Origin of the sequence: Denitrobacterium detoxificans (assembly GCF_015062615.1) — a bacterium.
GTDB lineage: Bacteria > Actinomycetota > Coriobacteriia > Coriobacteriales > Eggerthellaceae > Denitrobacterium > Denitrobacterium detoxificans_A.
Map to the genome: position 1 here is coordinate 287,288 of NZ_SUUH01000002.1, position 13,666 is coordinate 300,953.

Here is a 13,666-nt window from a genome sequence, read left to right on the forward strand (position 1 = left end):
CCCGTTGCGGCGTCAGCATGCTATATGCGGGGGTGTGCGTTGATGCGCGTGTAGGATGGAAAACGCACCTGCGCTCGCTTGGTAACCGTTTGCGCACGGCGTGTTCCGTGGCGTTACAATGCCACCATGTAGTCATCTGGCGAAGGGTGGTTTGTCATGTTGGACGCGAAGGCGCTACGTACTCTATCCTATGGGCTCTACATCGTCTCCACGAAGGGGGCGAAGGGGAACGCTGGGTGCGTCGTGAATACGTTTTCCCAGGTAACTTCCAAACCCGAACAGTGTAGCGTGGCTATCAACAAGGGAAATGCCACGTGTGGGGCAGTGCTGGAAGCAGGCCGCTTCGCGGTGAGCGTGCTCGACGAGACCGCTCCGCTCGAGCTCATTGGCACCTTCGGCTTCCACTCATCTGCCGATACCGACAAATTCGCCCAGGCGCAGACCTGCTTCGATGCGGCGGATATGCCCTACGTTGCGGAACATGCGTGCGCTCGCTTTTCCGTGAAGGTGCAGCATACGCTCGACTTGGGCTCTCATATGCTCTTCATCGGCCTGGTCGAGCAAGCAGAAACGCTCTCGCCACAGCCTCCCATGACCTATGCCTATTATCATCAGGTGAAGGGCGGCAAGACGCCTCCGAAGGCCTCCTCCTACATTGCCGAGGAACCTGCGCCGGCCCCTGCAGATGCTGCTCCCAAGGTGGGGTGGAAGTGCATGCTCTGCGGCCATATCGAGTACGTTGACGAGCTTCCCGATGATTTCACATGTCCCATCTGCGGTGCTGGCAAGGAAATGTTCGAACGCATCGAGCTGTAGCGCATGCCTATATCCCTGGAATGACGAATCCCGCCGGATAGATGATCCGGCGGGATTTCTTGCATCAGGACCTTGGGAGGGAATGGTCCTGCGCTTGCGGAAGATGCGAGGGTGTGGGCTATGCCTTCAGGAACTTGCCCACGCTCTTACCGGCTTCGCGGCCCAGCACGATGGCCATGCCCAGGCTGCAGCCGGGGATGGGCGTGATGTATTCGTAGCCGAAGCGCTTGCCGCAGTCGTTGCCGCTTACGTACAGGCCGGGGATGGGCTCGAAGTTCTCGTCCAGGGCGTTCTGCTCGCCGTCGGTGATAATGCCGCCGCAGGTGACCATCGTCTCGCCAAATTCGGGTTCGTAGGTGCAGGCGTAGAACGGGGGCGTGTTAACGGGGAAGAGCACCTTCGCGTCGCGGCCGTACTGGGCGTCAGCGCCTGCCGCGCAGTAGGAGTTCCATTGTTCGATCTGCTCCAGGAAGTTCGTCTTGGCATCGCCCGTCAGGCCCATCTGGCCAGCCAATCCCTCGAGCGTGTCGTCGGCGATGTAGGTCACCGTGGTCATGGGGCCAGCGGCGGCTTCCGACGATGCGTCATCGGCAGTAGCTTCGCCCTTGAATACGGCATATGCCTTGTCCAGGCTTTCCTGCAGGCTGGCGATGTTCTCCTCGCTTGCGGTGAAGCCCGCGTGCTGGGGGATGGTGTACTGGCGGTACGTGGGGAAGTTCGCATCGCAAACTGCGAACTTGGTCTTGCGGGCGCGAATCTGCGTCGTCAGGCCGCGCTGCTCGCTGGTGGGGTAGTACTCGTTGCAGAAGCGCTTGCCGTTTTCGTCGATCCATACGGCCTGGGGTAGGCAGTTCATCTTGCCGGGCACGGAAAGGCCGCGGAAGTTCATGCCGGGAACGGGCGTGGTCTCCAGGTGCGCGCCGGCCCAGTAGGCCATCTTCACGCCCGCGCCGTCGTTGGTGCTCATGCTGGAGAGCTGCTCGTCGCCTACCAGGTTGCCATAGGCGTCGGACATCAGGTCATTCATCATTTCCTGGTTGCCGCCGAAGCCGCCCGTGGCCAGTACGACCGCCTTACATTCGTACTTCTTGTAGCCCGATCCGCTCTTCGTGACGATGCCGGCAACCTCGCCATTGTCCATGACGACGTAGTAGCCTTCTTCTTCCCAGTTCACCGTGCCGCCTGCCTTCTCGCCGGCTGCGCGGTTGTAGCCGATGAGCTTCGTCTCGTTGCAGTCGCCGTAAAAGCTGCATACGCTCGGCCAGAACTTGATGCCGGAAAGCTCGTCCATCTGATGCTCGGTCTTGGGGAAGAACGAGGTGGTCATGGAAGCCAGATCCTCTTCGGTGCACTGGTCGAGGTACCAGTTGCAGTTCGCCTCGGAGTTCTGGGCGAACTTCATCACCAGGTCCTGGTTCGCGCTGTTGCCCGTGATCTTCATCCAGTTCTGGTAGAACTCAACGGGGTCGATGTGCGGTACGCCGCGATCCTGCAGCACCTTGGCGTTAAGCGAGGCGAATTCGTTGCCCACGGCAGCGAAGGTATCTTTGGCCTGCTTTTCCACCAGGATGACGTCGTATCCCTCTTCTGCCAGCTCGCGGAAGGCCGTGGTGCCTGCATAGCCCATGCCTACAACGACGACGTCGCAGGACGTGGTGCTCTCGAAGCTGGTCACCTCGCTCGGTGTGGTCTTCCAGGAAGACTCGGCTGCCTCAGCGGTGCTCTCGGTCTTCGCCTTGGGCGAAGAGCACGCGGAAAGCGCGCCTGCACCGCCCAACGCCAACGATGCAAGGGCGCCGCCCTTCAGGAAATTCCTGCGCGAGAGCTGTACGGGTTCGGTCATGGTTCCCTCCTTTGTGGTACGCGCCGACCTCCCATGTGCGTCGGCGCTGACGCTGTTGCGTCTGTCTCCTAACCTGCCTCAACCCTAGGCTGCTCGGCTCTTTCGCGTAATTGCGGAAATGGGGTATTTGCCTTGCGGGCGCCCTTTTGCGGCATCGCGGATTTGGGGTATTTTCGTAAAATGCCTGTTCAGCGCAAATGCTATTGTGGTGAGTGGGAAAGGGGAAAGGTATAATCGCGCTATCGTCTAGCTTGTAGGGAGGGCTTCGCGACGTGTCTGGAATTGCTCGTTCGTTCGATTGGCGCATTGCGCTCTTCGGCCTGTTTGCCGTTACCACGCCCATCTTCTCGCCCAATGCGTCGGTCTTTCGCGGGGGCGCCGCAGCAGGATTCATGCCGTACTTTATCTTCTCGATGTTCATCGCCCTGGCGGTAGCGTCACTTGTGCTCGTCATTTGCTCGCGCCGCGTCTCGTGGAATCCTCCGCGGAGTGTGCTTATCTGCGCGAGCCTGCTTTACGCTGCATCCATCGTTGTTTTTGCGGCACTGTCGTTGGGTTGGACGGTGCCGCCCGTGGCCGTTGCAATCGTGGGCGCGGTGTGCGGCGCTTCCACCGTGGTGATCACCGTGCGCTGGGCATCGTTCCTCTCGGCGCTCGACTTTCGGGAAGGTCTCGTTTGCAGTTCGCTGCTCTGCATTGCCACGTCGTTGGTGGGCATTGGGTTTCAGGCGCTGCCGCTCTATCCGCGCGCGGTTGTCTATGTGCTAATCGCCATCGTTGGCGGCGTGTGCCCCGCGCTGATGGACCCGCCCAGCCGGGATGCCTCTCCCGAGGGTTCGTCCCCTGAAGGCGAGCTCGTTTCGACGCGCAACTTGTTCCACGTCTTGCATCTGCCCGTCATCGGGCTGGTCATCTACGCATTCATGATGAGCATCAACAAGGTGCTGCTGTGGGGTGCAGTCGACGCCGAGTTCATTGGCGCAATTGTCGCGGCCCTGCTCATCGTGCCCATTCTGCTTATTCGCACGGATAAGCCGGCTTCCGCCTTCATCTATCGCGTGATCGCTCCCATCATCGGTGGCGTGGTTATTGTCTTCGTGAGTTTTCCTGCGGGCACGTTTCCGCATGGGGCGGCGCTTTGGCTCGTGTACATCTTTCTTTCGGCGCTTGCCATTGTCGCGCTGGGGCAGGTCATTGCAGTCATGCATGCGGGGGAGTTTCGCCGGGAGTTCGTGGTGGGGCTTGCGCTGTTTTTGGGTGGCGTCGTTTCGCTCTGCGGCCTCATGTGGGTGAACGTGTTCGGCGGCTTGGACAGTTACGAGCCCGTGATCTACGTGATCATCGCCGTGTACTGCGCCCTCATGGTCATTTCACTGGGGTGGGAATCATGGCGAACCATTACGGCCGTAGCGGATGTGGATGGGGAAGGCGAGCTTGTCGCTTCGCGCGCGGAGGATGCCGATGGCTCTCAGCTGAGCTCCCATCGTCCGTCAACCGTGACCATTCCCGCTGCCATTTCGCAGAAGCTTACGCGTCGTGAGAACGAGATCCTATCGTATTTGGGGCGTGGTCATTCGAACGCCTACATTGCCGAGAAGCTGTTCATCTCGGAAAGCACGGTGCGCACGCACGTGAAGCACATTTACCAGAAGCTCGAAGTTCATTCGCGCGAGGAGCTGTTCGTGCTGCTCGACCATGGGTGCGCGTAGCGGCTATTTCGTTTCCCAGGAAATGAATGCCCAGGTGATAATGCGCGGGTTGCGCAGGCGCAGGGCCTTCTGGGGAATGCCCTTGCTGTCGGGTTCTCCCACGTGCTCGTTCGGTATCAGGTTGTCGCGCAGCCAGGATTCCAAGTTACGCTTCGCCTGGGCGATGCCCTCCGTGTCGGTCTCGTCGAGCGTGTCGGTGATCATGCGTCCGAAGTCAACGGCTGCGTCTTCCAGATCGTCGAACGTGTCCAGGCGCGTGCTGCGGATGTAGTTGCACGTCGGCTCGAACCCGTCGTTGAGTAGGATGTTCCAGGCGTATTGCGCGTCGTTGCCGTGGCGGTTGCGTACGCCGATAGCCGAAAGGACGTTGCGGTCCATGCGCGGGCTGCAACCCGTGGTGAGCGTAACGCAGCAGCGGCGGCTGGCCACATGGTTTAATTTCATGAGCGCCTCGCGTAGGTCGTGGGTGGCAATGGAGCGCGAGGCGATGGCAACGTCGACGCAATGGGCGCTCATGTCATGTTCGTTCCAGTTGTCGTCCCAGCTCATAAGCTTCGTTTCGATGCGGTCGGCGATATGCGCATTATGTTCGCGTTCGGCCACTTCCACGCGCGCGGCGGTTTCGTCGAGCATGCCCTGGCTGAAGTCGGCGGCGATGACGTGGTTTCCTGCCAGCGCGAGCGGCACGGCGATGCTACCCGTTCCGCAGCCCATGTCGAGCACGCGTTCGCCCGGTTGTACGGCGGCCATTTCCAGGAATGCGGAAACGTAGGGGCTGGGGGAGTCCTTGCTGCTGAAGTTCTTTGACCGCTTGTTCCAATATTGCGCATCATCGGCGCGGCGGCGTATGCGCTGAAGTCGCTTCCACTCCTCGTTCCAGTCGGATTCCTGGAGGAGGGATATGGTTTCGCCGTTGGACTGCGAGTTATGCGGATTCGTCATCTTGCTCCCTTTTTCGGTGCCTACCAAGGGTATTGTAGAACAAGCAGAAGGCGGATTATTCTCGAGTGGGAAGAAGGTAGATTATGCACGTTGAACTTCTATATCATACCCCCGACCCCGAGCGCGCCATCGCCACGGCGGCGCGTCTGTGCTATGCCCCCGTGGGCGCTTCGGAGCTCATGGAGACGATGTCCGAAGAGCGCGTTCACAGCGTGCTTTCCACCATCATGAGCAGCGGGCATTTCAGCACGCTCGAGCATGCCTCGTTCACGTTCGCCATCGACGGCGTTTCCCGTGCGCTTACGCATCAGCTCGTGCGTCATCGCATTGCCAGCTATAACCAGCAGAGCCAGAGGTATGTGAAGTTCAAGCAGGGCGTTGCCGTTGTCACGCCGAACACCGTTTCGGAAAGCGCCGAGGCGGTTGAAGTCTATCAGAAGGCTATCGATGCGGCTACCGACGCTTACGTCAAGCTGCTCGAGCTGGGCATTCCGGCCGAAGATGCGCGTTATCTGCTTCCCAATGCGGCGGAGTCGAAGATCGTCGTCACCATGAACGCGCGTACCCTGTATCATTTCTTCTCCGAGCGTTGCTGCAATCGCGCACAGTGGGAGATTCGCGAGCTTGCCTGGCAGATGCTCGCGCTCGTGCGTCCGCTCGCCCCGTTCGTGTTCGCCGATGCAGGCCCGGGTTGCGTGCGTGGCCATTGCCCCGAGGGTAAGATGACCTGCGGGGAGCCGTATCCGCGTATCGATCGCGCAAGCCTGTAGCGCTTCGTTTTGTCGTGTCCCGTTCCGTGAAGTAGGTTCCATGAAGAAGAAGTCCGACCTGTCTCGCGCGTTTTCCGAAGACGGCGCCCTGAAGACCCATGTGGGTGGTCAGGCGCTCTTGGAGGGCGTCATGATGCGAGGCAAGTTCAATTGGGCGGTTGGCGTGCGCGAACCGCAGGGAACCATCTACACGGAAGAGCACGATCTGGCTAGTGGCCGCGCGAAGAACGGCTGGTTGCGCGTTCCCATCGTGCGTGGATGCACGGCCTTCGTGGAATCGCTTGCCCTGGGCTACAAGGCGCTCGAAATCGCCGCTACGCATGCCTTTGCCGACGAAGACGAAGAGGGTGAGCGGGCAAACGCTGAAGTGGCGCCTGTCGTAAGCGAAGTTGCGTCGTCCGCGAACCAGGCGGATGACCAGCCGTTTTCTTGGTCGCGTGATTTTGGCAATCCCGACGAGATGGTCGATGGCCTGTGTGCCCAGCGTACGTTGGAAGTGGTGACCGAGCCGGGTGCTGCAGAGCCTAGCGACAAGGGCACGCCCGAGTTGGGCACCGAATCCGCAAGTGCTGCAGATTCCGAAGAGGCGCCCGCTCAGGAAGGCCAGGATGAAGGCGTGCTTTCCCGTGGGGCCATGACGGCGAGCATGGTGCTGGGCCTGGTGCTGGGTATTGTGCTATTTATCGTGGCGCCTGCGGCCATCACGAACGTCATCGTGGGTGAGTATGACCAGGCAACGCTTGCATGGAACCTGGTCGATGGCTTGCTGCGCGTGCTCGTCTTCGTGGGGTATATCGCCCTCATTGGCCTCATGCCCGACATTAAGCGCATGTTCGGCTACCATGGCGCCGAGCACAAGACTATTCATTGCTTCGAACATGGCTTGGAGCTTACGCCCGAAAACGCCCGTAGCTTCCCGCGCCTGCACGTGCGCTGCGGCACGGCGTTCCTCATTATGGTCATGGTCATCGCCATTTTGGTGTACACCATCACGCCCATCAACGCGCTCATTGGTGCGTGGGGCGTTCCCGACGGGCTGCCTAAACTGGCGCTCGTCATTGTTACGCGCATCGTGCTTATGCCCGTCATCGCCGGCATCAGCTACGAGATCACGGTGAAGTGGGCGGGCAGCCATCCCGATAACCCGCTGGTGAAGGTCGTGTTGTGGCCGGGTATGCAGATGCAGTACCTCACGACGCGCGAGCCCAGCGACGACCAGATCGAATGCGCCATTGCGGCCATGAAGCTCGTGCTCGAGCGCGAGGAGCGCGAAGCTGCCGCTGGCGTTACCGCTCGCGCGAATTAGGGGCAATCCATATAGAAGCGAAGCAACAGCTAAACGCATGCAGGGGACCGCGTCTCATTTGAGCGCGGTCCCCCTATTATTTCGTTCATACGTGAATATGATTTTGCGCCCAAGCGGCAATCCCGCATAGTTCCTACGCTCCTGATGATGATCCCTTTTTGCACTTGCTAGCGCGTTAGCAACTCTCGCTTCCCGTAAGGTAACCAGTATTTCTATTTACTTTATTCGCGGATAAGAATATACTCCACGCTGAATTATCTTATCTACGAATAATTGGGACTGAGAGGGTATCCCATCCATCCAGCCGTATCTGGCATTTAGCACGATGCGGCGCCGGTGTGGGGCGGGGGTAATGCGTGTCGTTTGGTCACTTCCACCCAGCTGACGCAAACAAAAGTGCTGTCGAATAATCAGTTGGTTTTGCGAGACGCAGCAAAGGGAAGCTGCGGAAGGAAGGGACGAATGCAATGAGCAAATTGAAACGTGGGGTGATTGCCGCCTTCGTGGCGGTTTTCGCGGTAGCGTGCCTGGCCGTAGGGCCCGTTTTGGCGCACGCGCTTTCTACCGATCCGACATACGATTGGTACACCCCTGGGCAGGATAGCTATACGCTTTCCAGCGTAGGTGACGTTCGTGGCTTTGCGAATTTGGTCAATGGAACGGCCGACGTGAACGGCGACGGCACCCCCGACGAGGCGATCACATTCGAGGGCGCAACCGTCACGGTGGTTGTGCCCCTTGTTGGCGATTATGGCTTCGGGGGCATTTCGTGGACGCCCATTGGTAGCGTCGAGCACCCGTTTCTGGGTTCGTTCGATGGTGGAAGCAACGTGTTCGACGGCTTTCGGATCTGCGCAGGAACCGAAGACGAGGATGCCATCGACCGCGCAAGCTACCTGGGCTTTTTCGGATACGTGGGAGGCAGCGTGAGCAACGTTGCCATTGGATCGAATGCGAGCCTCGTTGCCGTAAACCATACGGCACCCATCGACCATGTGGGCATGGTTGCGGGCTACGTTGGCGGCAGCATGGTGAATTGCTCGAATGCCGCAAGCGTCGCGGTTTCCGATGACTGCGTCCAGACGGCGGAAGCGCCCCAGACGGCCAGCTATATTGGTGGCCTGGCGGGCGTGTGCGTTGGCAGCGTGAGCGGATGCGCCAACTCCGGCGCGCTTTCCGTAAGCTCCGCCACCGCTCCCGAAACTGACGTGGAATGCTCGCGCATCGTGCAATGCGTTGGCGGCGTCGTGGGATTTTGTGGCGACGAAACGCGCATGGGCTCGAGTAACGCTCCTATCGAAGGCGATGCAAGCAAGCATGGCAGCGTTTCGGGCTGCGTGAACACGGCCCAGATCACCATTGACACCCCTAGCGAATCGGGCGTCGATCGCTTCGGCTCCACCGCGTACGCGCGTAGCGAAGCCGTGGGCGGCATCGTCGGCTACAGCCAGGGTTCCGTGTCGAACTGCGTGAATGGCAGCAAGACCGTAGCTTCGGAAATCTCGAATGTTGGCTACCTCCGCGCCGAGCATGGCACGGCCGTAGGCGGCATCGTTGGCTCGCTGCGTAACGTTATGTCGGGGGAAAGCGCAACTGCTAACGTCACCCAAGATGACGGCAACGAGAGCGATCCCATCGAGCTGTCCAACTGCGTGAACTATGGCGACCTCTATGGTTTGAACTGCGTAGGCGGCATTGCCGGCGCCACGGGCACCTACACCACCGTTTCAGGCTGCATGGACATGTACAAGACGTATGTTTCGGGCGACACCGCCATCGAGGCGCGCACGTACGTAATCGCCACGCGCTGGAACAAGCCTGGACCCGCTGGCATCGTAGGCTCGTCGCATGGTGATATCTGCTACTGCGCCAATTTTGCAACCGTGATGAGCGCCACCTGGAACGACGAGGCAGAGCGCACGGTGAACGTGGGAAGCGGCTACTACGCTTCCGGCATTGCGGGTTTCCTGACGTACTATCACGAATACGACTACTCAATTGGCGACCAGGTAAAGTGTTCTCCCGTTCCCGAATGCTACGCCTGCTACAACGCAGGAACCATCATTGCCAATAGCAATATGCGCCAGCGCGGCATTGTGGGAGACAACGAGGGCTACACGCATGATTGTGTGCTGCTCTCGGGTGTAGTCGAGAACGATGACATGATCTACGGCGACGACGCCGTAGAGTCGGAGGTCTCGGGTTCGGTTTCGAGCAACAAGGTCATGTCGGCCGATGATTTGCGCGCATCGGGCGCCATTGCGGCGCTAAACGCCTGCACGGTCACCTCGGGCTGGGACACGTACTGGGTCTCCTCTAATGGCGACGAGGGTGATCTTGGCGCGAACCTGGGCTACCCCATGCTCTCGTGGAACTCCCCTTGGAGCAACGCGAACGACATCTCTGCGGGTGTAGCCGTTACCACCGCCAACGCCAAGTACACGGGTTCGGCGAGCGTACCCACGGTGAGCGTGACGCTTGCGGGTGAGGAGCTCACGCAGAACGTTGACTACTACGTCGAGCCGCAGCAGGATGCCATCGAAATTGGCGAGGGCTATATGGCAACGGTTCATGGCATCGGCCAATACGAAGGCACCATCTCGAACGTGGCGTATGGCATCGAGGCCGGCAGCATCGCCGATTGCACGGTCGTCATCGAGCCAACAACGTACAACTTCGAGGCGCAGCCGCTTAGCGCATCATCCATCAAGGTCACGTGTGGGGGCAGTGCGATCGACCCCTCTGAGTACCGCGTGACAAGCATTCGGGACTACATGGGAAACGAGGTGCCGGAACCGGTTAACGCCAGAACATACACCGTCACCCTCGCTCCCGTCGAGGGGTCAGTTCACTTCGTAGCGGACGAGACGACTACCGCGGATTACACCATCAAGAAACTGAGCCTTGTGAGCGATTGCGAATTCGACAATGCCACGATCTCGTTTGCCGGGCAGACATACCCATGGGTATCCTCTTCCGAGGGCAACGAAGCGCAGAGCCCTTCCACGACGCTTCCTTATGCGGGCGGTGCAAGCATACATCCCACGTTTGAGGGGCTGACGTGCACGGTGAACGGCGTCACGCACGAGCTGCGCGAAGGCTACGAGTACTACCTGAAGTACGGCAGCTGGACCGATGGCTATGACACGTACAATACGGGCGTTGCTGGGGGAACCACTATCGGTTGCGTGACGGTTCAGAGTACTTGGTACGCAGACGAATCCGGCGTAAGCGTCCAGAACTTCAGCAACTACGTCAACATGTTCTTCAATATCACCGACTCTGGCCAGCTGCTCGACCTATCGTACGCCACGTACGAGGCCGCAGACCAAATCTACGACGGAACCGCCTATACGCCGGCAACTTTGTATTACAACGGAGTAGCGCTCGTTGAGGGCAGGGACTACGAGATTGCCTACAGCGACAACGTGGAAATCGGAACCGCCAGTTTCGTCGCCACAGGCATGGGCTCGTACACGGGTACGCTTTCGGGGACATTCCAAATCATCCCAGGCACGCTCTATGACCTATCGTATGACTACGACGACGAAACGCTTGAGGCCACCGTCACGGGTGTCCTCGTGTATTCCCAACGATATGACATCACTGTGGAAATCCCAGGCACCGTCGAACATGACGGCAAGACGTACGTTGTGACTGCCATCGGGGACAACGCATTTTCCACTCAGCGAACCAGATTAACCAGTGACTATGATTCCATAACTCCCGAGATGTATTCGTTGATAAAAATCGCAAGCGTGTCGGTGCCAGCAAGTGTAAAGACCATCGGGGACTATGCGTTTTATATTGAACGGGGAAGCTTTTTAAACCAGGATGGAACGGTAAAGCTTTCGTTCGAATCCAACCTCCAAAGCGTGACTTTTGCAGAGGGATCTCAGCTTACGAGTATTGGTAGTTACGCATTCTCTGGATGCCTTCATCTCGCCACATTTACCTTTCCGCCATATGTCGATACCTTGGGACGAACTGCGTTTGGAACGTGCAGTAGTCTGAAATCATTGGTCTTTGAAACGAAGAGCGATACTCTGCCCTCGAATATCTATGAGGGAGTTGGCAAGGGCGCATTTAATCTATGCGAAAACGTTGTAGTGACGTGTTCTCCGAATGCCAAGGCCGTTATCAATCTTGTGGCGGGGAATAGCGATAAAAAAACTCGCACCAACGGTGGTAGGTACTTCACCCTGGCTCCTTTCTCCATCGAGAGCGCCAATATCGTCTTCGATGATTCGTCGCAGGTATACACGGGCGAGGCATTGGAGCCCGAGGTAACGGTCGACGTCGACGGCGTACCGCTCGCGCTTGGCCAGGATTACACCCTCGATTATGTTGACAACGTCGAAATTGGCACCGCCAAAGTGGTGATCACCGGCATGGGTGACTACGAGGGAACGGCCCAGGCGGAGTTCCAGATTATGGCAGCCGAAACGCCGATGTACCGTTTGTACAACCCTAATGGCGGCGAGCACTTCTACACGGCGGTTGTTTCAGAGCGCGACAATCTGCAGTCGCTCGGCTGGAATTACGAGGGCGTGGGCTGGATGGCCCCCTCCACAAGCAACACGCCGGTCTACCGCCTGTACAACCCGAACGGAGGAGACCACCATTACACCATGAGCGTGGAGGAGCGCGACTGGCTCGTTGGGCTTGGCTGGCGATACGAGGGTATCGGCTGGTACTCAGACGACGCGAAGGCCACGCCCCTCTACCGCGAGTACAACCCGAACGCTCTGACGGGTTCCCACAACTACACCACGAGCAAAGACGAAAACGACAACCTTGTGCGCCTTGGCTGGAATGCCGAGGGCATTGCCTGGTACGGGCTGTAGGGCTAGCTCGGCATCGTGGCCATTGGCCACGATGCCGGCTTCCACTCTATTTCATCTGGTAAGTACCTGCGGCAAAGGGCCGCGGGTGATAATCCGAAAGGAGAGGATATGGGCAAATTCGCAAAGACAATGAGGTTCGACGCGGTATTCACAAGGAAGGTGATGGGGCTGCTCGCGTTGGTTTCGCTAGCTGCATGCGTGGCATGCTTTGCCACGGCGCAGCCTGCGCAAGCGTACGCTGATGACAACGCGCTCATCGCGGTATACGAGCAGACGGGCGATGAAGAGCCTGAGCTTATTGCGGAGTTTACGAAGGCGGAGTTTGAAAGCCTCCAAAGCACTGGTGATGCGGTTTCGGGGTTGTACATCAAGGGTGGTACATGGTACGTAGCCACAGCCGCAACGTATGTAAAGCTCGATCAGTTTCTGAACGTGGCGGGGGTGTCCTGGGGTGCCGGCGATACGGTGAAGTGGGGTGGCGACCCTGCACAGAACAAGGCCCCCAACTACCTGACCTACGAGGAAAATAGCCAGTTGAAGTTCTACCCGTTTGGCACGTCAACGGGTATTTGCACTGGCGTTGCTCGGTTTGCTCCCATGGTTCTCTCCATTACGAATTCCACCTCGGCTCTTACGGATGGTTCAAGTGCTTATTCTATTGAAGCAGCCAATGTGCTGAACGCCAACAGCAGTAACGAGGTTTGCACGGTCATGGGATCGCTTTCTAGCGAGCTGCAGGCAGGCACAGGCGATACTGTTGCGGGCAAGCGTATCTGGAAGAACACCGACGAGATTACGATTATCCACGCTGCGTAGTTTTGCTCGCGTCGCTTAGATACAGATAGGGGGTCGCGCCCATCGGACGCGACCCCCCTTGCTGCCCTTTTGCTTCGCTTTTACTCGTACCCCAGGTAAGCCAAGTACTGCTGCGCGTTTTGCGGCACCGAGAGGGTGGTGTTCTGGCCGTGCAGCGAAACGGTGAGGTACGACTTGTCGAGATACGTGATGAGTTCCGCAGTCGTGCCATCGCATTCGATTTGGTACGTGGCGTTTACCGTGGCCGTTCCTGGCAGGTCCACGGCCGTCCAGCTGGGTACGTCAAGCGCCGTAACACTTGCCTCCACGGACGATTCCGACATGCCCGTCTGCTCTGCAATGGATGCTGCATTGTCGAAGAACGCCTGCTGAACGCTGGTCTTCACGCCCGTGGTGTCGAAGACGGTCTTCGGTGCGCGCGTTGCAAATGGTGCTTCGTTGGCAGTTCGTACCGTTTGAATGAGTTGTGACGGCGACGCCACGCTCTTGGATGCCGTAGGTTGTTCGTTCGGAAAGAGCGACAGATACCCCGATACGGCGATGGCCACAATGACGGCTACGCAGCCGCCCATAAATAGAAAGCGTCTTACATACATCTTTAGCCCCATGCTTTCTCT

General features: G+C 58.7%; 9 protein-coding genes. 6 read left to right on the forward strand and 3 right to left on the reverse strand.

From position 1 onward, the window contains the following. Positions 1-156 precede the first annotated feature (156 nt). Positions 157-816 (forward strand): flavin reductase, encoded by a 660-nt coding sequence (locus tag E7002_RS03975; protein WP_303727584.1) that lies wholly within the window; start codon positions 157-159, stop codon positions 814-816. 118 nt (positions 817-934) lie between these two features. Here E7002_RS03975 and E7002_RS03980 read toward each other — a convergent pair whose 3' ends face one another. Continuing rightward, positions 935-2,659: an FAD-binding protein gene (locus E7002_RS03980; RefSeq protein ID WP_303727585.1), complete on the reverse strand. Its 1,725-nt coding sequence runs from the start codon at positions 2,657-2,659 to the stop codon at positions 935-937. Positions 2,660-2,931: 272 nt separating this feature from the next. Between E7002_RS03980 and E7002_RS03985 the strand changes: the two genes are divergently transcribed. After that, on the forward strand, positions 2,932-4,368 hold the full coding sequence (locus tag E7002_RS03985) for a response regulator transcription factor (protein ID WP_303727586.1): 1,437 nt from the start codon (positions 2,932-2,934) through the stop codon (positions 4,366-4,368). Between the two features lie 3 nt (positions 4,369-4,371). Here E7002_RS03985 and E7002_RS03990 read toward each other — a convergent pair whose 3' ends face one another. After that, on the reverse strand, positions 4,372-5,310 hold the full coding sequence (locus E7002_RS03990) for a class I SAM-dependent methyltransferase (RefSeq protein ID WP_303727587.1): 939 nt from the start codon (positions 5,308-5,310) through the stop codon (positions 4,372-4,374). Between the two features lie 83 nt (positions 5,311-5,393). Between E7002_RS03990 and thyX the strand changes: the two genes are divergently transcribed. From thyX to E7002_RS04010, 4 genes are all read left to right on the forward strand, one after another. Next, a complete protein-coding gene (gene thyX / locus E7002_RS03995; protein ID WP_303727588.1) occupies positions 5,394-6,080 on the forward strand; it encodes an FAD-dependent thymidylate synthase in 687 nt (228 codons plus the stop codon). A gap of 40 nt (positions 6,081-6,120) precedes the next feature. Further along, positions 6,121-7,386: a DUF1385 domain-containing protein gene (locus E7002_RS04000; RefSeq protein ID WP_303727589.1), complete on the forward strand. Its 1,266-nt coding sequence runs from the start codon at positions 6,121-6,123 to the stop codon at positions 7,384-7,386. 467 nt (positions 7,387-7,853) lie between these two features. Continuing rightward, a complete protein-coding gene (locus E7002_RS04005; RefSeq protein ID WP_303727590.1) occupies positions 7,854-12,233 on the forward strand; it encodes a leucine-rich repeat domain-containing protein in 4,380 nt (1,459 codons plus the stop codon). Positions 12,234-12,341: 108 nt separating this feature from the next. Continuing rightward, a complete protein-coding gene (locus tag E7002_RS04010; protein ID WP_303727591.1) occupies positions 12,342-13,049 on the forward strand; it encodes a hypothetical protein in 708 nt (235 codons plus the stop codon). Positions 13,050-13,129: 80 nt separating this feature from the next. On the opposite strand, the gene E7002_RS04015 is transcribed toward E7002_RS04010, so the two are convergent. Continuing rightward, positions 13,130-13,645: a hypothetical protein gene (locus E7002_RS04015; RefSeq protein WP_303727592.1), complete on the reverse strand. Its 516-nt coding sequence runs from the start codon at positions 13,643-13,645 to the stop codon at positions 13,130-13,132. Positions 13,646-13,666: the final 21 nt, after the last annotated feature.

What these genes read in the sequence shown, in the direction of transcription:
- E7002_RS03990 (WP_303727587.1), bottom strand. Translation starts at nt 5,310, where the DNA reads ATGACGAATCCGCATAACTCGCAGTCCAACGGCGAAACCATATCCCTC.
- E7002_RS03975 (WP_303727584.1), top strand. Translation starts at nt 157, where the DNA reads ATGTTGGACGCGAAGGCGCTACGTACTCTATCCTATGGGCTCTACATC.
- E7002_RS04005 (WP_303727590.1), top strand. Translation starts at nt 7,854, where the DNA reads ATGAGCAAATTGAAACGTGGGGTGATTGCCGCCTTCGTGGCGGTTTTC.
- E7002_RS04010 (WP_303727591.1), top strand. Translation starts at nt 12,342, where the DNA reads ATGGGCAAATTCGCAAAGACAATGAGGTTCGACGCGGTATTCACAAGG.
- E7002_RS04015 (WP_303727592.1), bottom strand. Translation starts at nt 13,645, where the DNA reads ATGTATGTAAGACGCTTTCTATTTATGGGCGGCTGCGTAGCCGTCATT.
- E7002_RS04000 (WP_303727589.1), top strand. Translation starts at nt 6,121, where the DNA reads ATGAAGAAGAAGTCCGACCTGTCTCGCGCGTTTTCCGAAGACGGCGCC.
- thyX (WP_303727588.1), top strand. Translation starts at nt 5,394, where the DNA reads ATGCACGTTGAACTTCTATATCATACCCCCGACCCCGAGCGCGCCATC.
- E7002_RS03980 (WP_303727585.1), bottom strand. Translation starts at nt 2,659, where the DNA reads ATGACCGAACCCGTACAGCTCTCGCGCAGGAATTTCCTGAAGGGCGGC.